Origin of the sequence: Streptomyces sp. NPDC048484 (assembly GCF_040651415.1) — a bacterium.
Lineage (GTDB): Bacteria > Actinomycetota > Actinomycetes > Streptomycetales > Streptomycetaceae > Streptomyces.
Window position 1 is genome coordinate 86,281 of the sequence record NZ_JBEZJY010000021.1, and the last position, 22,739, is coordinate 109,019.

Consider the following 22,739-nt stretch of genomic DNA (forward strand, 5'->3'; position numbering starts at 1 on the left):
GGGAAGAGAAGCTCGTGAGTGTCGAACCGCCGTCGTCCGGCCGCCCCACAGGACCGCCCTCCGGCCCCTTGTCGGGCCCGACCGGCCCCTCGGGTTCCTCCGCCGGTGGCCCTGGTGACCCCGGTGGGCCCGCCGGACCCGGGGATGCGGGTTCGGGCGCGGGCAAAGGGCCCGGGCCCGGGCGGCCCTGGTGGAAGTCGGCGCCGCGCGTCGCCGTCATCGCCGCCGCGGTCGTCGTCGCCGTGATCCTGGCCGTCGTCCTCACCCGGCCCGACGACTCGTCCACCACCGCCACGGGCGGCGAGGTCTTCCTCCAGGCGGCGGGCAAACCGGGCCCCGACCCCTTCACGGAGTCGACGGCGCGGGACGGCTCCGCCACGCCCGTGACGCCCTCGCCGACGGACACCGGCTCCGAGTCGGCCAACGCGACGCGGGGCGTGGACGGCGCGGCGCCCGGCCTCTACGGCGGAACACGGGACGTGGCCGGCTGCGACGTCGAAAAACAGATCTCGGCGCTTGGGCAGGCTCCGGACAAGAACCGGGCGTTCGCCTCGGTGCTGGACCTTCAGCCCTCCTCGGTGCCCGCGTATCTGCGCGCACTCACCCCCGTACAGCTGCGGATGGACACCCGCGTCACCAACCACGGCTACCGCGACGGCGAGCCCACCGGTTACCAGGCCGTCCTGCAGGCCGGCACCGCCGTGCTCGTCGACGACCGCGGTGTTCCCCGGGTGCGCTGTGCCTGCGGCAACCCCTTGCTGCCGCCCGTCGCTCTGAAGACCACGCCCAAGAGGACCGGTGACTCCTGGCCCTCGTACCGGCCGTCGAACGTCGTGGTCGTCTCGCCCGCGACCCAGGTCATCAACATCTTCGTGATCTACGACCCGGACAACGGCGACTGGTTCACCCGGCACAAGGGCGACACCGGCGGCAAGGACCGGAAGACGGACCCTCCGGCGAACCGGCCGTCCCCGTCCATGAGTTCCCTGCCGCCGTCGTCGGACTCCCCGTCCCCCTGTGTGTCCGCGCCGGACGGGACGACCGCGACGCCGGACGGCTCGTCGAGCCCCTGCCCCTCGACCTCGTCGGCCACCCCGTCGTCGCCGTCCGCGGAGTCCGAGTCACCCTCGTCCGAAGGACCGCCGCCGGAGACCTCCGAACCGGCGTCCGGCGACGCGTCCGACACGGCGACGGAGTAGACCGCGAGCCGCGGCATTCCCCAGCCGGGAGGGTTACTCGTCGATCGCGGCGCCGAAAGCGGCACCCAGGTAGGACGCGCCGAGGGTCTCGGCGCCGTACGTCCACGAACCCGAGGCCGTGATGCCGCCCGTGCCGGCCGACAGGACCCAGATGAACCCGTCACCGGCGTTCTCGCCCGGTGCCGAGGCCAGCAGGCCGAAGCGGCCGTCCTTGTTGGGGTCGGTGAGACGGACCTGACCGCCCCACTTGTCGCCCTTCTCGGGGACGCCGGGCACGTCGGCGGAGTCCTGGTCCCAGGACTTGGCGCCCGTCGAGCTCAGCCCGGCGGTGGCGCCGCGCAGCACCCAGACCGCGCCCGCGTCGGCGACCGTACCGATGTCCTCGCCTGCGGCGCCGATCGCCACGTCCGCGTATCCGTCCCCGTCCGTGTCCGCCACGGACAGGTCCGTGCCCCAGCCGTCGCCCCGCTCGGCGGTGCCCGGAACGCCGGGAGAGTCCTGCGTCCACCACTGGGCCTCGTCCGCGGGCCCGTTCTCGCCGCCGTAGCGCACGCCGACCAGACCGCCGGTCATCGTCTCGCCGCTGTCGCCCGGGGAGTTCGGCTCGCCGGTCACCAGGTCGTCGTAGCCGTCGTTGTTGATGTCGCCGGACGCGGCGACCGGGCCGCCGCGCACATCCCGCTGGTACGTCAGCCCGTCCGCCTGCCCGGACAGGTACGTGGACCAGCCGTGTCCGGGCTCGTCCCCGACCGTCACGCCCGAGACGACGAGGTCCGCGTACCCGTTGTCGTCGTAGTCGCCCGTGGTCAGTGACTTGGGCAGAATGTCGCGCTCTTCCGCCCGGGCGGAGAGCCGCGCGGACGAGCGCCGCTCCAGCGAACCGGGCGCGGCCGCGTCGTACGCGAACAGCTCCAGGTCGTCGCTGTCGAGGACGGCCAGCAGGTCGCCCGGCGTTTCGTTCGTGAAGTGCGCCGCGGCGAGCCCCTCGCCGAACCGCTCACCCGCGGTCGGCTCCTGCGTCTCCAGCCAGTCGCTGGCCGCGCCGGCCAGACCCGACTTCGAGCCCCACAGGATCGCGACGCCGCCCGCGTCCGCGACCGTGCCGATGTCCTCACCGGGGATGCCGACGATCGCGTCGTCGTAACCGTCCCCGTCCAGGTCCCCGGTCGCGACCGCCTTGCCGAAGCCGTCTCCCGTCTCCGCGGCTCCCGCGACGTCCGCCGTGGACTGGCTGAAGAGGGCCGCGCCGGTCGTCACGAGGCCCCTCGACGAGCCGTACTGCACGGTCACGAGTCCCGCGCCCTTCTTGCCGCTGACGGTCGCTCCCGGGGCGCCCACCAGCACGTCCTCGTATCCGTCGCCGTTGAAGTCGCTGTTGCGGTCGTTGGCGTGGGTACCGCCCGGAGTGCCGGCGTACGCGGAAGGGGCGGTGGCGATACCCAATCCCGCGAGAAGGAGAAATGAGGCCGCGGCCAGTGCTGCGGAACGATTTTTGCGCATGAGTCGGCTCCTGTCGAGAAGAACGGCTGGGCAGCGCGGGGGTGTCCGGAAAGGGCCCGTTCCTTATCCGGCGCCCTGTTTGACACCGCATGGGGCCCAAGGGTTGTACGGGAGTTTCGAGACCGTTCACCCAGGAGGAGAATCAGGAGGAGGCCCAGGAGGGGAATCAGGAGGAAAGCGCAGGAGGAGAACCGTCAGGCGCCGCCGTCCCCCTGGCCGCTGTCGTCTCCCCGCAGCTGCCGGAAGAACGCCCGTACGTCCCCGACGAGCAGCTCCGGCTCCTCCATCGCAGCGAAGTGCCCGCCCCGGTCGAACTCCGTCCACCGCACGATGACATTCGTGCGGTCCGCGTTGTGCCGCAGCGGAATGAAGTTGTCCCGGGGGAAGACGGCGAGCGCGGTCGGTGCGGTCGACGGCTGTGTGGCCGAGCCCCCGCCGACCGCGTGCGCGCGCTCGTAGTAGACCCGCGCGGACGAACCGGCCGTGCCCGTGAGCCAGTACAGCATCACGTTGGTGAGGAGCTGATCCCGGTCGACCGCGTCCTCGGGGCGCTCGTGCGAGTCGGTCCACTCCATGAACTTCTCGGCGATCCAAGCGAGTTGACCGACGGGCGAGTCCGTCAGCGCGTAGGCGAGTGTCTGCGGCCGGGTCGACTGGAGGTCGGCGTACCCCTGCCGTTCGCGGGTCCACTCCTGGTGGCGGCGCCACGAGGCGAGCGTGCGCTCGCGTTCCCGGGGGTTCAGCGCCGCCAGCTCGTCAGGAGTCGGCTCGGTGGTGGCGTGGGCGCCGGGCAGCAGGTTCAGGTGGACGCCGATCACGCGGTCGGGGTGGGTACGGCCCAGCTCGCGGGAGATCGCCGCGCCCCAGTCGCCGCCCTGCGCGGCGAACCGCCGGTAGCCGAGCCGGTCCATCAGCACGGCGAACGCGGCGGCGATGCGGTGGAACTCCCAGCCGGTGTCCCGCGTGGGCCCCGACAGGCCGAACCCGGGGATGCTCGGAACCACCAGGTGGAAGGCGTCGGCGGGATCACCGCCGTGGGCACGCGGATCGGTCAACGGCCCTGCCACATCGAGGAATTCGACGATCGAGCCGGGCCAGCCGTGCGTGATGACCAGCGGGGTGGCGTCCGGTTCCGGCGAGCGGATGTGCGCGAAGTGGATGGTCGCCCCGTCCACGACCGTCGTGAACTGGGGCCACTCGTTGAGCCGGGCCTCCGCCGCGCGCCAGTCGTAGGAGTGCCGCCAGTACTCCACGAGGTCTTCGAGGTAGGCGCGCGGGACGCCGTAGGCCCAGCCCACGCCCGGCAGTTCGTCCGGCCACCGGGTGCGGTCCAGGCGTGCGTGCAGATCGTCGAGGTCGGCCTGGGGGGTGTCGATACGGAAGGGCCGGACGCTGTCGCCGTGCGGGGAAGTCATGGCGGGTCATGCTAGTGGTGAGGTGGGAGCGGGTCATGTGAATAAAAGCCGTGGTCACAGCCCTCGCCGGGCACCGCGCAGCCGTCATGGATTCCTCCTGCGGGCTGCGGGCTGCGGGCTGCGGGCGGGGAAGGCCGGGCGGCTGTCGGCTCCGGTCTCACTGGGCTGCCGGGCCGGTGGCGAAGAACTCGACCATCTGCTCCAGGCCTCGTTTGCCGAACATCATGTCCAGGTTGGCGGCGGACTCGGCGGCGGACGCCTCGCTGCGCGGGAAGAGCGCCTTCTCGTAGGCGGCCAGGGCGGCCTCGCTGTCGCCGGGGTGGGCGGCGACGGCCAGGGCGAGTTCCGCGCCGTCGAACATGGCCAGGTTGGCTCCCTCCCCCGCGAACGGGGACATCAGATGGGCCGCGTCACCGAGCAGCGTCACACCCGGGACACGGTCCCAGCGATGCCCGACCGGCAGGGCGTGGACGTGGCGCGGGGTGATCGTCTCCGCGTCGGAGACCAGGCCGCGCAGGCTCTCGTCCCAGCCCTCGAAGCGTGCGAGGACCGCGGCCTTGGCGGCGGCGTGGTCGGTGAAGTCGATCGTGTCCAGCCAGTCCTCGTCGGCCTTGAGCGCGGTGTAGACGTGGAGCGAGCCGTCGGTCTCCCGGTGCGCGAGGAAACCGCGCTCGTGTCCCAGGGCGATGAAGAACCCGCCGCCGACGACCGCGGTGCTGCGCGGGTGGCGGGTTTCGGCCTCGAACAGGTCGGTCTCGACGAAGGAGACGCCGGTGTAGACGGGCTTGGCGTCGGAGACCAGCGGCCGTACGCGCGACCAGGCGCCGTCGGCGCCGATGAGGAGGTCGGTGGTGATGACCGAGCCGTCGGTGAACGTCACCTCGTGGCGCCCGTCGCCCAGCGGCCGGGCACCGGTGACCTTCCGGCCCCAGTGGATCGTGTCGGCGGGCAGGGAGTTCAGGAGCAGATCGCGCAGGTCGCCGCGGTCCACCTCCGGCCGGCCGCCGGTGCCGTCGTCCTCCTGGGACATGTGCACCGTGCCGTCGGGGCCCAGCAGGCGCATGGCCTGACCGCCCTCGTGGACGAGTTTGAGGAAGTCGTCGTGCAGGCCGGCGGCGTGCAGGGCCTTCTGCCCGTTCTCCTCGTGGATGTCGAGCATCCCGCCCTGCGTACGGGCCGCCGCCGATGCCTCCAGGTCGAAGATCGCCGACTCGATGCCGTGGACGTGCAGGACGCGGGCGGCGGTCAGACCGCCGAGACCGCCGCCGATGATCGCGACGGGGAAGTGACGGGTGTTCATGGCGAACCTCTTCCAGGAAGTGAGGGATGCGTGTGTGCACCGGGGAAACGGCTGCCGACACCGGCGCCGGCCCATGGGCGGGACGGCACTGCACGACTGTTCGAGAAGCGATCCCGCCGGTCACTCCCCACGGTAGCGAACATGTTCGTTACGAACAAGTTCGCAAGACGTCGCGTGTGTCGAAAGGTGCCGCGTGTGTCGACACGACGGGCCGGGGCGGGCGGTCCCGGGTCCGGCGGGCGCCCACCGGTGTGGCGGCCGGACCCGCGGGGCTCAGTCGGTCGGGACGGGTACGGGAGTGCGCGTGATTCCGTTGACGAGGACGTCGAAACTCCAGCGCATCCGGTCCCGGGCCGCGCCACCGATCAGGTCCGGCATGTGCGCGGTGATCGCCGGATGCGTGGTCCCGTCCACGGCGTGCAGCGCGCGGACGGTGGCGTTCCAGGCGTCCTCGGAGGTGGGGTCGTGTTCATGCGTCGCGTGCTCGGCGGCGGTGGCTGTCGCGTCCTGGAGAAGCTTGTCCACCCCCCAGGCGACCTGCTCGCGGCCGGCACCGCTGCGCGAGAGGAGGTCGAGGATGCACTCCAGCAGCCGCAGGTAGTTCTCACCGCTCGGCCGGGCCACGAGCGCGGACCGGGCGAGCTGCGGGTGCTCGAACAACACCAGGGTGTACGACGTCATGACGGCGCGGAGCCGGCCGTGCCAGTCGTCGTCGCTGCCGCCGTCCCGGCCGGTCAGATCGACCTCGCCGAGAAGTGCGTCCAGGACGGCCGCGTGCAGCTCGGCGGTGTTGGCGACGTAGACGTACAGCGAAGCCGGGCCGGTGTCCAGTTCCTGCGCCAGGCGGCGCATCGTGACCTTCTCCAGCCCATCGGCCCGCATGATCCGCACGGCCGCGTCCACGATCAGCCGCCGGGACAGGGCGGGCTTCGCCGGGCGCTCCCGGCGGCTGATCGGCTCTCTTCTCGCACTCATGGCACTGATCGTAACGAACATGTTCGCAAAGCGGGCATGTCCGGTGCGGCCTCCGCCATGTTGGCCATGCAGGCGAAACGCCACCGATTTCCCGGGCCACCGATGAGTTTCCCGTCGAGGATCAGTCGACACAGAAGACAGCGTTTCCGCGCCAGCTCCAGGAGGTACTCATGAGCACCGACGGCTTCACCACGTGTCTCTGGTTCGACGGGCAGGCCGAGGAGGCCGCGAACTTCTACGTCTCGGTCTTCAAGAACTCCGAGCTCGGGAAGACCGTCCGGGCCACCGAGGCCGGCCCCGGACCCGCCGGTTCCGTCATCACCGTCGACTTCGTGGCCAACGGCCAGAAGTTCGTCGGACTGAACGGCGGACCGCAGTTCAAGTTCACCGAAGCCATCTCCTTCCAGATCGCCTGCGGGGATCAGGCCGAGGTGGACTTCTACTCGAACGCGCTCATCGAGAGTGGTGGGGAGCAGGGCCCCTGCGGCTGGGTGAAGGACAGGTTCGGACTTTCCTGGCAGGTCGTGCCGACCAGGCTGACCGAGATGATCAGCGACCCGGACCAGAAGAAGGCGGGCCGCGCCATGACCGCGATGCTCAAGATGCACAAGCTCGACATCGCCGCCCTGGAGAAGGCCTACGCCGGAGAGTGAGGCGACGGCCGCGACAGTACGGCCGCCGGTGAGCCAGGGCAGCACATGGCGGCCGGCTCCCTGAGCAGGACGGCGGCAGTACGGCCGCCTCCCCGAGCTTCAGGCGAGCCGGCCGCCGTGCCGTGCGGAGTGCCGTGCAGGCACCCGCGCGCAGCATCAGCTCCTCGTGCGCCCCGGTCTCCCGTACGGCGCCGTCCCCCATCACCACGATCCGGCCCGCGCCCCGGATCGTCGACAGGCGGTGCGCCACCACGAAGGTCGTGCGCCCGCGGACCAGCCGGGCCAGTGCCTGCTGGACCAGAGTCGCGAACAACGGGCAAGCGCTTTCTCCCCTTGCGTCGATCCCCTGCACCCGCCTGCCTCGATCCCCCATGCCCGCATGCACCGAGCACCCGCACCTGTCGCGACCAGGCTTCCTCCGGCCACGTAACGGCTCGGTTTCCGACGTAAATTTCCGCGTCCCGAGGGTTGGCGTGGAACGGTCGGCTGGTTATCGTTCACGCACTTCACTCAATCGTTCCGTTGAACGAATAGCGAGAGGGGCGGTCGGTCCATGCCCGACATCCACCACCCGGGACGGCGCTCCGTGCTCTCCGCGGCAGCGGCGGGGAGCGCGTCGCTGGGTGCGTCCTGGCTGCTCACCGGCTGTACGGGCGCCTCGGCCGCCCCCGCCCTGCCCAAGGGTGCCAAGCAGGGCACGCCCGACCGCGGCGGAACCCTCCGCATCGCCCGGCCACCCGCCTCCGAGGCCGAGACCCTGGACCCGGCGAGCGCCCTGTCCGCGTACGAATACCTCGGTGCCCTCTACAACCGGCTGGTCCGCATCGCCGCGAACGGCGATCTCGCCCCCGACCTCGCCGAGTCCTGGGAACCGGACGCCAAGGCGCGCACCTGGACCTTCCGCATCCGCAAGGGCGTCGTCTTCCACGACGGCCGGGAGCTCACCTCCGCCGACGCCGCGTACACCCTGCGCCACATCCTCGACAAGGCGACGGCGTCCCCGCAGGCCGCCGTCCTCGCCCCGCTCCTCGACCCGGCGAAACTGCGGACCCCCGACGCCCACACGCTCGTCGTGCCGCTGAAGACCCCCAACGCCGAGTTCCCGAGCCTCCTCACGCACTACAACTGTTATGTCATCCCCGAGGGCAGCGCCCGCGGTATCGGCCGCACCGGTATCGGTACAGGACCGTTCAAGCTGGAGTCGTTCTCGCCCGCGGGACCGGGCCGTATCACCGCCTTCAAGGACCACTGGGCGGGCCGCCCGGTCCTGGACGCCATCGACTTCTACTCCGTCGCCGACATGTCGGCCCGCTCCAACGCCCTGCTCGCAGGACAGGTCGACCTCCTCTCGCAGACCAACCTGGACTTCGCGACCGCCCGGGTCGTCGCCGCCTCCGACCGCGCGACGATCACCCGCGTCGAGAACGCCCAGTGGTACGTGCTGCCGATGCTCACCACGGAGAAGCCCTTCACCGACGTACGAGTCCGCCAGGCGATGAAGCTCGCCTACGACCCCGAGCACGTCGTGAAGGTCGCGCTTCAGGGCGCGGGCACGGCCGGCTGGGACAACCCGGTGCCGCCGAGCGATCCCGCCCACCTCGCCGCCCACCCCGAGCACGACCCGGAACAGGCCCGGCACCTGCTGAAGAAGGCCGGCCACGAGGGCCTGACGGTCGACCTCTACACCTCCTCGTACGACCCGGTCTTCACACCCATGGCCCTCGCCTACCAGGACTCGGCCAAGCGGGCCGGGATCCGTGTCCGGGTGAAGACGGCCTCGGCGGACTCGTACTACACGCAGATCTGGATGAAGAAGCCGCTCATGGCCACCTACTGGTACACCGGCAGACCTGTCGACCAGCTCTTCACCCAGGTCTTCCGCAGCGGCTCCTCCTACAACGAGACCGCCTGGTCGGACAAGGCGTTCGACGCGCTGCTCGACCGGGCCCGGCAGGAGACCGACGACGAGCGGCGGCGCGAACTGTACGGCGAGGCGCAGACCTTCGTCATCGAGAAGGGCGGCGCGATGACCCCGATGTTCGCCGACCGGCTCGTCGGCATCTCGCGGAAGGTACGCGGATACGCCGAGCACGGCTTCGAGTTCGACTACCTCGGCATCGGCCTGAAGGGAGCCTGACCATGCTCTCCTTCATCGTCCGCCGCGTCCTCGCCGCCGTCGGCACACTCATCCTCTCCTCCGTCCTCGTCTTCCTCGCCGTCCAGGCCCTGCCCGGCGACGTCGCCACCCAGGTCCTCGGCAAGGACGCCACCCCGGACGCGGTCGCCGCCCTCCGGGAAAAACTCAAGCTCGACCAGCCGGCCTGGGAGCGGTACGCCGACTGGATCGGCGGCGCCCTGCACGGCGACTTCGGAGCCTCCCTCGTGTCCGGCAAGGCGGTCGGCGGCGAAGTCGGCCTGTACCTCGGGAACTCCGCCCTCATCGCCCTGGTGACCGTCCTGTTCGCCGTCACCGGCTCGATCGTCCTCGGCATCCTCGCCGGCCTGTACCGCGACCGCTGGCCGGACCACCTCATCTCCACGGTCAGCCTGGTCGGGATGAGCGTCCCGGAGTTCGTCGTCGCCACCGTCCTGGTGCTCTGCTTCTCGGTGGCCCTGCCGTGGTTCCCCGCGGTCGTCCTGTACGGCCCCGAGGCGAGCGTCGGCCAGCTCATGCCCGCCGTATGGCTGCCCGCCCTCGCACTCGCCGTCGTCATGGCCGCGTACATCGTCCGGATGGCCCGCACGTCCGTCATCGACGTCATGGCGAGCGAGTACGTCACCACGGCCCGCCTCAAGGGCCTGTCGACGTGGCGGGTCGTCACCCGGCACGCGCTGCCGAGCGCCCTGCTGCCGACCCTGCACGTCATCGCCCTGAACGTCGCCTGGCTCGCGGGCGGAGTCGCCGTCGTCGAGAACGTCTTCAACTACCCCGGCATCGGCAAGCTGATGCTCGCCTCCGTCCAGAACCGGGACCTGCCCGTCATCCAGGCCATCGCCCTGATCAGCGCGGTCGTGTACGTCGTCTGCAACCTGGCCGCCGACCTCGGCGCCATGGCCCTCAACCCCAAGCTCCGTACGCGCGGGAGGACCCGATGACCACCCTCGACACCCCGCCGGGCAGCCCGGGGGACGCCCCCGCGGTCCCCGCTCCACCGCCGTCCGCCGCGACCCGCGTCTGGCGCACCGTGCGCTCCTCACGGGCCGCCGCCATCGGCCTCGCGATCGTCGCCGTCCATGTCCTGATCGCCCTGCTCGCACCGGTCCTCACCTCGTACGACCCGATCGCCAACAACGCCGACCAGGCGCTCCTCGGACCGAGTGGGCAGCACTGGGCCGGGACCGACCAGTACGGCCGCGACGTCCTGGCCCGAGTCCTGTACGGCGGCCGGTACGCCCTCGGCGTCTCCGTCGCCGCGACTCTGGTGACCCTGCTGATCGGCACGGTCGTCGGGTGCGCCGCCGCCCTGCGGGGCGGCTGGTTCGACGACGTGCTGGGACGCGTGCTCGACGCGGTGCTCTCCATCCCGTCGGTGCTCGCGCTGCTGGTCGTCGTCACCGCGCTGGGCACGGGCCCGTCGGTCATCGTCCTCGCGATCGCGGTCGTGTACGTGCCCCAGGTCGTACGGGTCGTCCGGGGCGCCGCGCTGGCGGTCGCGCCGGCCGACTACGTGACCGCGGCGCGGGCCCGGGGCGAGGGCACCTGGGCGATCCTGCGGCGCGAGATCCTGCCGAACATCACCGACGTGGTGTGTGTCGAGTTCGCGATGCGGGCCTCGTGGGTCGTGCTGCTGATCTCGTCGCTGTCCTTCCTCGGCTTCGGCGCCGATCCGCCGACCCCCGACTGGGGCCTGATGGTCGCCGAGAACCGCACCGCCATCACCGTCGTACCGATGGCGAGCCTCGCACCGATCATCGCCTTGGCCACGCTGGTGGTGGGGCTCAACCTCGCGGCCGACGGCCTGTCCAAGGCATGGGGCGTCGACCGCATCAGGGAGGGGTCGTGATGACCGCCGCCGTATCCGTGGACTCGCTCGTGTCCGTGAACCCGCTCGTATCCGTGCACTCGTTGTCCGTGGCCTACCGTTCGGGCGGCGCCGACGTGCCCGTGGTGCGTGAGGTGTCCCTGGAGGTGCTGCCGGGGCAGACCCTGGCACTGGTCGGCGAGTCGGGAAGCGGTAAGTCGACCGTCGCGGCGACGCTGCTGGGACATCTGCGGCACGGGTCGCGAGTGACGGGCGGTTCGGTACAGGTCGCCGGGTCCGACGTGTTCGCCCTGCCCGCACGGGAGTTGAGGCGGCTGCGGGGCGGCACGGTCGCCATGGTCGCGCAGAACGCCGGGCAGGCCCTGACCCCCTCCATGCGGATCGGACGCCAGATCGCGGAGGCGGGCGGTGACGTACCCGTCGTGGACCTCCTCGAACAGGTCCGGCTGCCCCGCCCCGCCGAACTCGCCCGCCGCTACCCGCACGAACTCTCCGGCGGCCAGCAGCAGCGCGTCGCGATCGCCATGGCCGTCGCGGCCCGCCCCAAGGTCCTCGTCCTCGACGAACCGACGACCGGACTCGACGTCGTCACCCAGCGCGGCGTCCTCGACCTGATCAGTGCGCTGCGTGACGAACTCGGCCTGTCCGCCGTGCTGGTGAGCCACGACCTCGGCGTCGTCGCGCACATGGCCGACGAGGTGACCGTGCTGCGGTCCGGACGGGTCGTGGAGGCGGCCCCGACCGGCCGGCTCTTCGCCGCGCCCCAGGACCCGTACACCAGACGCCTGCTGGCGAGCGTGCCGCGCCTCGACGACGAAGGACTCGCGCGGGTGGGCGAGGCGGGGGAGCGGGAGGTGCGGCCGAAGGCCGTGATCCCCGAGGGGGCTCCCGTCGCCGTCGCCGCGCGGGACGTCACCATCGACTACGGGTCCAGCCGGGCCGTGGACGGTGTCTCCTTCGACGTGCGGCGCGGCGAAGTCCTTGCGCTGGTGGGGGAGTCGGGCAGCGGCAAGTCCACGCTCGCCTGGACGCTGGCGGGACTGCGCACGCCGTCCGGCGGCACCATGACCCACGACCCGGCCCACGGCCTGGCCCACGACTCGGCCCACGATCCGGCTCACGCGTCCTCTCACGGGTCGGCCCGCGGGTCGGATCCGAGGGCGGGTGACCTCGCCCGTCCCGCCGGTAAGCGGCCGTTGGCGCTGCGGCGCCGGGTGCAGCTCGTCTTCCAGAACGCCGACACCTCCCTCAACCCGCGCCGGTCCGTCGGTGACGCCGTGCGGCGGCCGCTGCGGTTCTTCGGCACCGCCGACTCGCGCGCCGAGACCGCCGCGCGGGCCCGGCAGCTCATCTCCGACGTACGCCTCGACCCCGCTCTCGCCGAGCGGCTGCCCGCGCAGCTCTCCGGCGGCCAGCGGCAGCGGATCGGGATCGCGCGGGCGCTCGCCGGTGAACCGGACGTACTCATCGCGGACGAGATCACGACGGCGCTGGACGTGTCGGTGCAGGCCGACGTCCTGCGCCTGCTCGACGATCTGCGGCGGGAGCGGGAACTGGCCTGTCTGTTCATCAGCCACGACCTGGCCGTGGTGCGGGGGATCGCCGACCGGGTGGTCGTGCTGTGGCGGGGCGTGGTGGTCGAGGAGGGGCCGACGGACGCGGTCTTCACGGCGCCCGGGCATCCGTACACGCGGCAGTTGATGGCCGCCGCGCTGGAACCCGACCCGCAGGCACGGTTCGTCGTCGAGCCGGCCCCGGAGTGGGCCGACGCCGCGGAGGCAGGGGACCTGTGGGTCGCACACGAGGGTGCCGCCCCTGCCGGGGGGCATCGCGTGCGGCGGTGGCGGGCGGCGACGGGGGCGAAGACACCACACCTCAGTCCGACCACCAAGGAGCCAAGTTGAAATACCGCGAGCACTTCGACCGGCAGGTCACGCGGGACGACGTCTGGATTCCCACCCGGGACGGGCGGACCCGTCTGCACGCCCGCATCTGGCGACCGACAGACGCCGGGACGGCCCCCGTCCCCGCCCTGCTGGAATACCTCCCCTACCGCAAGACGGACTGGACAGCCCCCCGCGACGCCCAACGCCACCCCTGGTACGCAGGCCACGGCTACGCCTCCGTCCGCGTGGACATCCGCGGCCACGGCGACAGCGAGGGAACCCCCGGCGACGAGTACGACGCACAGGAACTCGCGGACGGCGTCGACGTCGTCAACTGGCTGGCGAGGCAACCCTGGTGCACCGGCAAGGTGGGCATGTTCGGCATCTCCTGGGGCGGCTTCAACTCCCTCCAGATCGCCGCCCTCGCCCCCGAACCGCTCAAGGCGATCGTCACCGTCTGCTCGACGGACGACCGCTACGACAACGACGTGCACTACACGGGCGGAGCCGTCCTCGGCGTCGACATGCTCGCCTGGGCGGGCACGATGCTCGCGTTCGCCTCCCGCCCGCCGGACCCGACGAGTGTGGGCCGAAGCCGCTGGCTGCCGATGTGGCGCGAGCGCCTCGAAGCCCTCGACCCCTTCCTGCACACCTGGCTGGCACACCAGCAGCGCGACGACTACTGGCGGCACGGCAGCGTCTGTGAGGACTACGCGGCGATCGACGCGGCGGTCCTCGCCGTCGGCGGCTGGAACGACCCCTACCGCGACACCGTGCTGAGGCTCGTGGAACACCTGCCGGAGGACCGCGTACGGGGTCTCGTCGGCCCCTGGTCGCACCAGTACCCCGACCGCGGTCTGCCGCCCGGCCCGGCGATCGGCTTCCTCCAGGAGACCCTGCGCTGGTGGGACCAGCACCTGAAGGACGAGGACACCGGCATCATGCGCGAGCCGCTGCTGCGCGCCTGGATCAACGACCCGGTCCCGCCCGCCACTTCGTACGACGTGATGCCGGGACGGTGGGTCGGCGAGACGAACTGGCCGTCCGACGCGGTCGGTTGGGAGACGCGGCCGCTCGGGCAGGGCGACACCCCCGGCGCCGTCGTCGTACGGTCGCCGCAGCACACCGGCCTCGACGCCGGCCGGTTCTTCCCGTTCGGCAACGCCAGCGATCTGCCGCCCGACCAGCGCGAGGAGGACGGGCGCTCGGTCTGCTTCGACTCGCAGCCCCTGGACGAGCGCGTGGAGATCCTCGGCCGGCCGCGCGTCCGGCTCCGCCTCGACAGCGCGACACCCCGCGCCCATGTCATCGCCCGGATCTGCGACGTCGCCCCCGACGGCTCGTCCACACTTGTCACCCGCGGTGTCCTCAACCTGCTCAGCCGGCACGGGCGCGACCGGGCCGTGGAGTGGAACCCGGGCACGTACGAGACGGTGGAGTTCGAACTCAACAGCATCGGGTACGCCCTCCCGCCGGGACACCGTGTCAGGGTCGCCGTCTCCGACACGTACTGGCCCTGGGTGTGGCCCCACGGCGAACGCGGCGGGCTGACCGTGCTGCCCGCGCAGAGCGCCGTACTGCTGCCCGTGCGCGACCCCGCGTCGGACGAGGGCAGGGCGCCCATCCGCTTCGAGGAGCCCGAGCAGGCCCCGCCGCTGCCCGTCGAGCACGAGCGGGCCGCCGAACCGACACCGGAGCGACTGGTCACGCACGATGTAGCCAAGGGCGAGTGGACGCTGGAGGTCGACCCCAACTACGGCGGATCACGGGTCTATCCCGACGGGCTGCGCTACGAGGAGAGCGCTCGCGAGACGTACCGGATCCGCTCCGACGACCCCCTGTCCGCGCGGGCGGTCTCCGAGTGGACGATCCGGCTGCGGCGCGGCGACGACTGGGACGCCGAGATCATCACCCGTACGGAACTCCGGGCCACGGCCGCGGAGTTCATCATGGACAGCCGGATGGAAGCACGGGCGGACGGAGAGACAGTGGTCAAGCGCACATGGCACCGCACCACCCCGAGGACGTCCGCGTGAAACCGGTGGAACCCGTGACCCCGGCGGAACCCGCGGAGCCCGTGAAGCCGGTGAAGTCCGCGAGGACACCCCGCCGTGCCGTCGCCGCGGCCGACCGCACGCGCCAGCCCACCGAGGTCCGCCGCCGGCTCATCGTGGAGGCGGCCGTCCCGCTCATCGCCGAGCGCGGATACGCGTCCGTGGGCGTACGGGACGTCGCCGCCGCGGCCGGAGTGTCGGTGGGCACGGTCACCTACCACTTCGGCAGCGTCCAGGAGATCCTCTCCGAGGCCATGGTGCTGAACATCGAGCGGTACTACGCGGCACTGAACGAGGCCGCCGAGGACGCGGACGGCGGCGCCGAGGCCCTGCGGTTGCTGATCGACGCGCTGTTCACCGAGGACACCGACCGGCACTGGCGGATGTGGTTCGACTACTGGAGCGCCGGCGACCGTGACCAGGACCCCGAGCGGGCCTTCGCCGGGGGCCAGTCCAAGCGGTACGAGGACTGGCACAGCCAGATTCGCGCCCTGGTCGAACGGGGCGTCGCCGACGGCGAGTTCGTCTGCGCCGACCCGACCGGGTTCACCGTCCGCTTCGCCGCCCTCTCCGACGGCCTGGCCCTCCAACGGCTGCGGCAGGCACCTGAGCTGAGCACGGAGGACGCGCGTCGGCACATGTACCGGCTTGTCGAGGCGGAGCTGCGGACCGGCGCCCGGTAGGCGTTCGGTAGGCGCCCGCCGCGGCTCCGAGGGCGTCACACCGGGGCGCGGTAGGCCTCGAACACGGTGAGCCGGGAGGTGATCGTGTGCGACGCCGTGGTCAGCGCCACCAGTATCCGGGCGATGGTCCGGGCGATGTCGCTGCCCGCTGTGGGAGCGACCACCGACAGCGCACCCGCGTACGGCTGAACGGTCCCCCGCACCGGCACCGCGACGGCGAGATAGCCCGGACGGTGCTCCTCGACCTCCGTCGCGTATCCCTGCTCCCTGATGCGGGCCAGCTCGCCGGGGAGCTGGGCGGCGGTCAGGGTGCGGGGCGCACGGTGGCGGCGCGTCGGCGGCACGCCCGCGGGCAGCGGGTACTGCTCCGGGAGCATGGCCAGGGTCAGCTTTCCGGCGGCGGTGCTGTGCAGCTGGAGGTGCCGCCCGCCCGGGGTGGCCCGCGCCCGGTTGCGGTGCCCGCCGACGTTCTCGATGCACAGCAGCTCCGACGCGTTCGGCACGGACAGCGTGACGGCGTTGTCGAGGCTCTGCGCCAGGTTCTCGATGACGGGCCGTGCCGCCTCGCGCAGGGTCCGCTGACGGGGTGCGCGCAGGCCGATCTCGTACAGCTGCAGCCCGAGCCGGTAGTGGGAGCCCTCCCGCTCCAGGAGTTCGCAGGCGACCAGCTCCTGGCAGAGGCGGTGGACGGTGGCCTTCGCGACCCCGGTGCGGGCCGTCAGCTCGGTGAGGCTGAGCGAGAAGTCGTTGTCCCGGAAGGCACTCAGAATGAGCCCGACCTTGCCGAGAACCGTCTTGGGGGACACCTCGTACGCTCCTCAGTTTCCCGGCGATGTACTCGCTGGGACGTTCTCGGTGCTGGGAGGAGCGGAGGGGGGAGGGGAGGAGGGGGGAGCGGAGGAGTGAGGGGCCTGGGGGTGCCGAAGCGGGACGACGCCCACACAGCGGCCGTCCCGGTCCAGGAGCCGGCCCATGTGTTTGACCGTGCGCAGCACCACCGAGCGGTCACTGATGGTGAGGCGCGGCAACCGCTTCGAGAGGTGGGCCTCGAAGGCGTGCACGTCCCGCAGATCGCGCAGCCAGACATCGATCACCAGGTTGTGCGGGCCGGTCGTGATCGCGCACGAGCGGACCTCCCGCACCCCGGACAGCACCCCGCTGGTCTCCTCCACGTACTGGCCGGGGACCGACGCGAAGTACACGGCGGACAGCGGCCATCCCGACAGGGGCCGGGCCAGGTCGCAGCGCAGGCTCAGCCGTGCGGCGAGCAGCGACTGCAGCTTGCGGCGCACCGTGGTGAGGCTCGTGTCCGTCGCCGCCGACAGGTCGCGCAGCGACATGCGCCCGTCCGTGCCCAACAGTTCCAGCAGACGCGTGTCCAGGTCGTCCCAACGGCCCTCGGTGGCGTGCGCGGGCGCGCAGGACCGCGCGACCGCCGCCTCGACCCGCGCGCTCTGGGCCTCGTCCAGGCTGCGCAGCCGCCAGCGGCTGCCCTCGGTGGGGACACCCGTCGACACGTGCGTACGGGTCGCCCGTACCCCCGGTGTCCGCTGGAACAGCTGTGCGGACAGGCGCCCCAGCTCTTCCAGGCTGCGGGCCTGCACGGCGGTCACCAGATCCCGGCCGCCCGCCGTGAGCTTGATGTTCGCCACCGACGGGTCGCCGGCGAAGGCCATCGCCACATCCTCGGCGACGCCCGGCTCGGTGTCCACCTCCACCACACCGGTCACCACGATCCGCGAGTTGGACAGCCGCGGATAGGCGGTCACCCAGGCCAGACCCGCCTCCTCCAGCCGGTGCCAGCGCCGTGCGGCCGTGACCGGGTTGACCCCCAGCACCTCGCCGACGAGCGTCCACGGGGCCCTCGGATGGATCTGCAGGACGTGTACGACGGCCCGGTCCAGTTCGTCGAGCTCCACGGAGGGCGCCGTCGCCTCTGTGGCCGCCGTGGGCTCCGGCGCGGCACAATCCTGCACCCCCGGGAGCGGCACTTCTCTGCGCACGCCGAGGGAATCCGGCGAGAAATCTGCACCGTGACACCAGGTTTTTCTGTGCATTCCACACTCCCTTCGCCTGTATCCACCACGGAGGAGAGACCGCACCCAATGATCCCTGCCACGACCCCGGACACCACGCGGACCGCCCTGCGGATCCACCACGCCCGGCTGATCGACGGCACCGGCTCGTCCCCGGTGGACGACGCCGTCGTCATCATCGATGCCGGCATCATCACCTACGCCGGAGCGGCCGGGACAGCGCCGCCGGCCGCCGCCGGCTCATCGGTCCGTGTCGTCGACGCCGGTGGCCGAACCGTACTCCCCGGCTTCTTCGACTGCCACGTCCACCTCGCCTACGCGCAGGGCTCACCGCCGAGCCGCCGGGCGGAACTCGATCCGGTCCTGCTCACCCTGGACACGGCCGCGCGACTGCGGCAGACCCTCGACGCCGGTGTCACCTCCGCCCGCGATCTGGGTGGTCTGTCGGCGGGCTACCGCACGGCCGTCGAGACCGGACGGACGGTGGGCCCCCGCCTGCACACCGCCGTCCGCATCATCAGCCACACCGGCGGTCACGCCGATGTGCGCCTGCCCGACGGCACCGACCTGAGCGCCGGGATGTCCGAGATCGCCGACAGCACCGACGCGGCCCGGCTCGCGGTGCGCCGGGTCCTGCGCGACGGTGCCGACCTGGTGAAGGTCTGCGCCACCGGAGGCATGGGCAGCCCCTACGACGACCCCGACGACGAAGGCCTGCTGGAGGAGGAGATCCGCGCCGTCGTGGACGAGGCACGCCGCCACGGGGACAAGCCGGTCGCCGCCCACGCGCAGGGCAACGCGGGCATCCTCAACGCCATCCGCGGCGGAGTGACCAGCATCGAGCACGGCTACGGCCTGGACGATCGGGCGCTGGACCTCGCGGGCGAACGCGGAGTCTTCGTCGTACCGACGCTGTCCACCGTGTACGCGGGCATCAACAAGGACACGATGCCGGACTACCACTACCAGAAGAAGGTCCGCTGGTCCGGCACCACCAAGGAGAACATCGCGCGGGCCATCGAGTACGGTGCGCGGATCGCGCTCGGCACCGACGCCGCGGTCGGTCCGCACGGTGTGAACCTGATGGAGCTCAGCTACCTGGTGGACCTCGGCATGGACCCCATGGCCGCCATCGTCGCCGGCACCCGCACCTCCGCCGAGCTCCTCGGCGTCGCCGACCGGCTGGGCACCCTCACCGCCGGCCGCACCGCTGACCTGATCGTCTGCGACGGCGATCCGCTCCAGGACATCGGCGTCCTCGGCGACCCCGCCAACATCGTCTGCGTCGTCCAGGGCGGCGCCGTCCGCAAGGACCTCCTGGACCTCCCGGCCCCGGCCGCAGACACCCTCCCCACCGGAAGGCGGCCCTGATGTCCTCACAGACCGGCCTCCCCGCGCCGCCACCCACCAAGTCCCCGGACCCCGGGAGAGCCACGGGCCTCGACCGGGTGCTCTCGTTCATCGAGCGGGCCGGGAACGCCCTGCCCAACCCGGTCGCGCTGTTCTCCGTGCTGTTCCTGCTCCTCGCCTGCGTGTCCACCGCGCTCGACCTGGGCGGCGTGTCCGTCCGGGTCCCCGGCGGCGGCGACACCGAGCACATCACCGGCCTCCTCACCGGTGACGGCGTGAAGTGGCTGGTGGAGAACCTCGTCGTCAACTTCGCCACCTTCCCCCCGATCGGCGCCGTAGTGGTGCTGATCATGGTGGTGGGGCTCTGCGAGAAGACCGGCCTGCTGGAGACCCTGATGCGGGGCACCCTGGCCAGGGTGCCCCGCGCGCTGCTGCCGTACGCGGTGGCGCTCATCGCGAGCCAGGCACACATGATGAGCGACGTCGCCGCCATCGTGCTGCCCCCGCTGGCCGCCCTGGTCTTCAAGAGCGCCGGACGCCACCCCGCCGCGGGCCTCATCGGCGGCTTCGCCTGTGTCACCGCCGGCTACGCGGCCGGGTTCACCATCGGCTCCCTCGACGCCCTGTACGTCGGCATCACCCAGCAGGCGGCCTCGGTGCTCCCGGCCGCCGACGGCCTCGACATCCATCTGCTCATCAACTACTTCTTCACGGCCGCGAGCAGCCTCGTACTGGCCGCGGTGGGCGGATTCCTCATCAGCCGGGTTCTCGAACCCCGGCTCGGCGTCTACGAGGCCGCCGGCGAGGAGCCCGAGGACCACGACCTCACCCTCACGCCGGTCCAGCGGCGGGCGCTGCTGCGCACCGCGCTGGTCGTCCTCGTCTACCTGGCCGGGGTGCTCGCCCTGTGGCTGCCGGAAGGCGCGCCGCTGCGCGGCGAGGGAGGGGCCCTCGTGCCCTCGCCGCTGCTCTCCGGCATCGTCCCCGTCCTGTTCGGCGCCTTCCTGCTGGCCGGACTGACGTACGGCTTCAGCGTGAAGCAGCTGACCAGTGCCGAGGATGTGACCACGGCCGTCACCGAGTCGGTGAAGACCATGTCCGGCTACCTCGTGATGATGTTCGTCGCCGCCCAGGTCATCGCCCTGTTCACCTGGTCGAACGTCGGTGTGCTGTTGGCGGTGAAGAGCGCCGCGTTGTTCGACTCGCTGGGCGTGACCGGCTTCTGGGCGATCCTGGTGTTCGTTCTGCTGGTCTCCTGCCTCAACCTGTTCATCCTCTCCGGCTCGGCCCTGTGGTCCCTGGTCGGCCCGGTCTTCGTCCCCGCGTTCATGCTGATGGGGACGAGCCCGGCGCTCACCCAGGCGGCCTTCCGGATCGGTGACTCGGCGACCGGGGTGATCACACCGATGAACCCCTACGTGTTCCTGATCCTGGCGATGCTCCGCCAGTACGAGCCCGACGCCCGGCTCGGCACACTCATCTCCCGGCTCGCCATCTTCGTGGTGCCGTTCATGACGGTGTGGCTGGCGATCCTGGGCATCTTCTACGGCTTCGACCTGCCACTCGGACCCGGCGCCCACATCGGTCTGAAGTGACCGCCTTACGCAACAGGCCGACCCCACCGGTGAGACCCGGTGGAGTCGGCCTGTTGTTCGTGCACGGGGGCACGATGCCGTGGGCCCGCGCAGCCTCGTCTCAGCCGCGAGCCGTCCACTCCAGCACGACCTTCGCGAACTCCTCCGGCAGTTGCTCGGGGACGGGGACATGGCCGCCGGACAGGACGCGGGTCTCGCAGCCGAGCGCCGCGGCGAACTTCTCCAGCGCGGGCAGCGAGTAGTGGTCCCCCGGGGCGCAGACCGCGAGCGTGCGGGCCGTGACGTGGGGCAGCCGCTGGTCCATGACGTATCGCCGGACGGCCTCGTGGCCCTCCTCCACCCGGTCGAGGACGGTCAGCGCGTCGATCATGAACCGGTTGAGGGCGGCCTCCTGGCCCTCCTGGTAGAAGTCGCGGCGCCGGTTCCACAGCTCCAGCAGGTGCGAGCCGTCCGGCCGGGGGACGACATGGTCCACGAGTTTGCGCCCGGCCGCCGTACGGCGCTTCTCGTCGTCGATGAAGGGGGCGGCGGACAGCAACAGGCTGGCGACACGGTCCTGGAGGCGGGCGGCGAGTTCGACCGCGACGACTCCACCGGTGTGGTGCCCGACAAGATGGAAGCGCTCAAGGCCCAGGGCGTCGACGAATGCGACCGCGGCGTCGGCGAACAGCTCGATGGAATGGGGTCCGGCCGGTTTCGCGGACGCGCCGAAACCCAGGGTGTCCATGGCGATGGCCCGGTGCGCGGTACCGGCCAGGGGCAGTACGTCGAGGTATTCGGTCCAGGAGCGCGGGGTCTGGTGGAGCAGCAGGACGGGCTCGCCGGTGCCGCACTCCACATAGTGCAACTGCCCGAAGGGGCTGGACACGTAGCCCCGTCGCAGGGTGTCCGCCGTGAGGCTGTCGGTGGTGGGCCTGTCCGTCATAGGGGGTTCGCCTTTCCGCGTGGGGAGGGGAGGAGAGCCGGCAGTACGGAGGCGCCCACGCTCTCGATCAGTGCGGCGGGCGGGTCGTAGGAGCCGACGTGCTGGAGCAGGACACCGGTGACTCCGGCGGCGTGCAGGGCCTGGAGGCGTTCCGCGATCCGGGCCGGGGAGCCGAAGAGGCAGAACTCCTCGGCGAAGCGGAGCACGGCCTCGTCGCTGATCCAGGCCGAGCAGACCTCGACGGCCGTGGCCCAGTCCTCGGCGTGCACCAGGTCCGGGTAGATCCCCTCCACCTCCGCAGGTACGTCGACGTCGATCCCCGCCAGGGCGAGGAAGGGCGCTCCGCCGTTCTGGGCGATCGACGCGCAGATCGGCTTGAGCAGCCGTGCCTCGGCCGCGACGTCGTCGGTCACCGCGCAGAACGCGGAAACGGTCAGCGGTATGGCGTCGGCCGCGCGGCCCGCCGTCTCGGCGCCTTCCCGGACCCGGGCGATGGCGCTCGCGAGCGTGGCCGGGGAGATGCCGCTGAGAAGGATGACGCCGTCGGCGATCTCACCGGCGAGCCGCAGGTTCCTCGGCCCACTCGCCGCCAGCTGGAGCGGCAGCCCGGGCCGCGGGTCACGCAACCGGGAGCGGATCCTGCCCTCGAACTCCCACTCGTCGCCGTCGAGCAGGGCGCGCAGCATGCCGAAGCCCTCGCGCATCGCCGCCGAGGTCGTCTGCCGAAGACCGACGGGACCGACCGAGCTGTTGCCGACGCCGAGACCGAGCGTGAACCTGCCGGGCGCGAGTTCGGCCACGCTGCGGGCGGCCGACGCGACGACGGCGGGGTGCCTCGTCGCCAGATTGGTGACCGCCGTCCCGAGGCCGATCCGCTCGGTGCCCAGGGCGGCGGCGGTCAGCGTGGTGAACACGTCGCGCCAGAGCAGTTGTGAGTCGGGGAACCAGGCGTCGTCGAAGCCGAGTTTCTCCGCGCGGCGCACGGTGTCGGCCACCCGGTCGGCCCGGTCGCACGGGGGGATGCGGACGCCTATGCGCAGCGGGGGGCGGTTGGCGCCCCCCGCTGCGTCCTGCGGCGCCGGCTGCGCCGAGCGTTCCGCTGGAAGGGTTGTTCGATGGCTGCGGGTCTGTTGTGGCTGGGCGCGCCCAGGCGGCGGAGCCGCATGTGTCACAGCCCCGCGCCCC

The 22,739-nt window shown here is 71.7% G+C and carries 18 protein-coding genes and 1 pseudogene; 10 read left to right on the plus strand and 9 right to left on the minus strand.

Going from position 1 to position 22,739, the window contains the following annotated elements; translation table 11 throughout:
• Positions 1-14 precede the first annotated feature (14 nt).
• The gene (locus AB0D14_RS22065) at positions 15-1,199 is read left to right on the plus strand and encodes a DUF6777 domain-containing protein (protein WP_362781484.1); all 1,185 of its coding nucleotides are present in this window, start codon (positions 15-17) and stop codon (positions 1,197-1,199) included.
• 33 nt (positions 1,200-1,232) lie between these two features.
• On the opposite strand, the gene AB0D14_RS22070 is transcribed toward AB0D14_RS22065, so the two are convergent.
• The 4 genes from AB0D14_RS22070 to AB0D14_RS22085 all read right to left on the minus strand — a co-directional run bounded on the left by AB0D14_RS22070 (position 1,233) and on the right by AB0D14_RS22085 (position 6,389).
• A complete protein-coding gene (locus AB0D14_RS22070) occupies positions 1,233-2,699 on the minus strand; it encodes an esterase (protein ID WP_362781485.1) in 1,467 nt (488 codons plus the stop codon).
• Positions 2,700-2,893: 194 nt separating this feature from the next.
• Positions 2,894-4,114: an epoxide hydrolase gene (locus tag AB0D14_RS22075; RefSeq protein WP_362781486.1), complete on the minus strand. Its 1,221-nt coding sequence runs from the start codon at positions 4,112-4,114 to the stop codon at positions 2,894-2,896.
• A 157-nt stretch (positions 4,115-4,271) separates the two neighbouring features.
• On the minus strand, positions 4,272-5,414 hold the full coding sequence (locus AB0D14_RS22080) for an NAD(P)/FAD-dependent oxidoreductase (protein WP_362781487.1): 1,143 nt from the start codon (positions 5,412-5,414) through the stop codon (positions 4,272-4,274).
• A gap of 273 nt (positions 5,415-5,687) precedes the next feature.
• Positions 5,688-6,389: a TetR/AcrR family transcriptional regulator gene (locus AB0D14_RS22085; protein WP_362781488.1), complete on the minus strand. Its 702-nt coding sequence runs from the start codon at positions 6,387-6,389 to the stop codon at positions 5,688-5,690.
• Positions 6,390-6,559: 170 nt separating this feature from the next.
• Here AB0D14_RS22085 and AB0D14_RS22090 point away from each other — a divergent pair, with 170 nt between their 5' ends.
• Positions 6,560-7,042, plus strand: a complete 483-nt coding sequence (locus tag AB0D14_RS22090) for a VOC family protein (protein ID WP_362781489.1) — start codon at positions 6,560-6,562, stop codon at positions 7,040-7,042.
• A 115-nt stretch (positions 7,043-7,157) separates the two neighbouring features.
• Here the strand turns inward: AB0D14_RS22090 and AB0D14_RS22095 are convergent.
• Positions 7,158-7,343, minus strand: a pseudogene (locus AB0D14_RS22095) (ABC transporter ATP-binding protein); the annotation flags it as partial.
• Between the two features lie 252 nt (positions 7,344-7,595).
• Between AB0D14_RS22095 and AB0D14_RS22100 the strand changes: the two are divergent.
• From AB0D14_RS22100 to AB0D14_RS22125, 6 genes are read left to right on the plus strand one after another with little or no spacing between them, the layout of a single operon-like run.
• The gene (locus tag AB0D14_RS22100) at positions 7,596-9,179 is read left to right on the plus strand and encodes an ABC transporter substrate-binding protein (protein ID WP_362781490.1); all 1,584 of its coding nucleotides are present in this window, start codon (positions 7,596-7,598) and stop codon (positions 9,177-9,179) included.
• Between the two features lie 2 nt (positions 9,180-9,181).
• Complete coding sequence (locus AB0D14_RS22105; RefSeq protein ID WP_362781491.1) at positions 9,182-10,138, plus strand: ABC transporter permease; 957 nt, start codon at positions 9,182-9,184, stop codon at positions 10,136-10,138.
• Positions 10,135-11,046 carry an ABC transporter permease gene (locus AB0D14_RS22110; RefSeq protein WP_362781492.1) on the plus strand — a complete coding sequence of 304 codons (912 nt, stop codon included), beginning with the start codon at positions 10,135-10,137 and terminating at the stop codon, positions 11,044-11,046. Before AB0D14_RS22105 ends, AB0D14_RS22110 begins: the two co-directional genes overlap by 4 nt.
• The gene (locus tag AB0D14_RS22115; protein WP_362781493.1) at positions 11,046-12,929 is read left to right on the plus strand and encodes an ABC transporter ATP-binding protein; all 1,884 of its coding nucleotides are present in this window, start codon (positions 11,046-11,048) and stop codon (positions 12,927-12,929) included. Before AB0D14_RS22110 ends, AB0D14_RS22115 begins: the two co-directional genes overlap by 1 nt.
• Positions 12,926-14,947, plus strand: coding sequence for a CocE/NonD family hydrolase (locus tag AB0D14_RS22120; RefSeq protein ID WP_362781494.1), 2,022 nt, complete (start codon positions 12,926-12,928; stop codon positions 14,945-14,947). The genes AB0D14_RS22115 and AB0D14_RS22120 overlap by 4 nt, the downstream gene beginning before the upstream one ends.
• On the plus strand, positions 14,944-15,648 hold the full coding sequence (locus AB0D14_RS22125; protein ID WP_362781495.1) for a TetR family transcriptional regulator C-terminal domain-containing protein: 705 nt from the start codon (positions 14,944-14,946) through the stop codon (positions 15,646-15,648). The genes AB0D14_RS22120 and AB0D14_RS22125 overlap by 4 nt, the downstream gene beginning before the upstream one ends.
• Positions 15,649-15,683: 35 nt before the next feature.
• Here the strand turns inward: AB0D14_RS22125 and AB0D14_RS22130 are convergent, their stop codons facing one another.
• Positions 15,684-16,454 carry an IclR family transcriptional regulator gene (locus AB0D14_RS22130; protein ID WP_362781496.1) on the minus strand — a complete coding sequence of 257 codons (771 nt, stop codon included), beginning with the start codon at positions 16,452-16,454 and terminating at the stop codon, positions 15,684-15,686.
• Between the two features lie 12 nt (positions 16,455-16,466).
• Positions 16,467-17,567 carry an Lrp/AsnC family transcriptional regulator gene (locus AB0D14_RS22135; protein ID WP_362781497.1) on the minus strand — a complete coding sequence of 367 codons (1,101 nt, stop codon included), beginning with the start codon at positions 17,565-17,567 and terminating at the stop codon, positions 16,467-16,469.
• Between the two features lie 186 nt (positions 17,568-17,753).
• Between AB0D14_RS22135 and AB0D14_RS22140 the strand changes: the two genes are divergently transcribed.
• Together AB0D14_RS22140 and AB0D14_RS22145 are read left to right on the plus strand one after the other, a co-directional pair.
• Entirely contained in the window at positions 17,754-19,055 is a 1,302-nt protein-coding gene (locus tag AB0D14_RS22140; protein ID WP_362781498.1) for an amidohydrolase family protein, read from the plus strand.
• Positions 19,055-20,629: an AbgT family transporter gene (locus tag AB0D14_RS22145; protein WP_362781499.1), complete on the plus strand. Its 1,575-nt coding sequence runs from the start codon at positions 19,055-19,057 to the stop codon at positions 20,627-20,629. Before AB0D14_RS22140 ends, AB0D14_RS22145 begins: the two co-directional genes overlap by 1 nt.
• Positions 20,630-20,729: 100 nt before the next feature.
• Here the strand turns inward: AB0D14_RS22145 and AB0D14_RS22150 are convergent, their stop codons facing one another.
• Together AB0D14_RS22150 and AB0D14_RS22155 are read right to left on the minus strand one after the other, a co-directional pair.
• Positions 20,730-21,554 (minus strand): alpha/beta hydrolase, encoded by an 825-nt coding sequence (locus AB0D14_RS22150; protein ID WP_362781500.1) that lies wholly within the window; start codon positions 21,552-21,554, stop codon positions 20,730-20,732.
• The gene (locus AB0D14_RS22155) at positions 21,551-22,594 is read right to left on the minus strand and encodes an LLM class flavin-dependent oxidoreductase (RefSeq protein ID WP_362781618.1); all 1,044 of its coding nucleotides are present in this window, start codon (positions 22,592-22,594) and stop codon (positions 21,551-21,553) included. Before AB0D14_RS22155 ends, AB0D14_RS22150 begins: the two co-directional genes overlap by 4 nt.
• Positions 22,595-22,739: the final 145 nt, after the last annotated feature.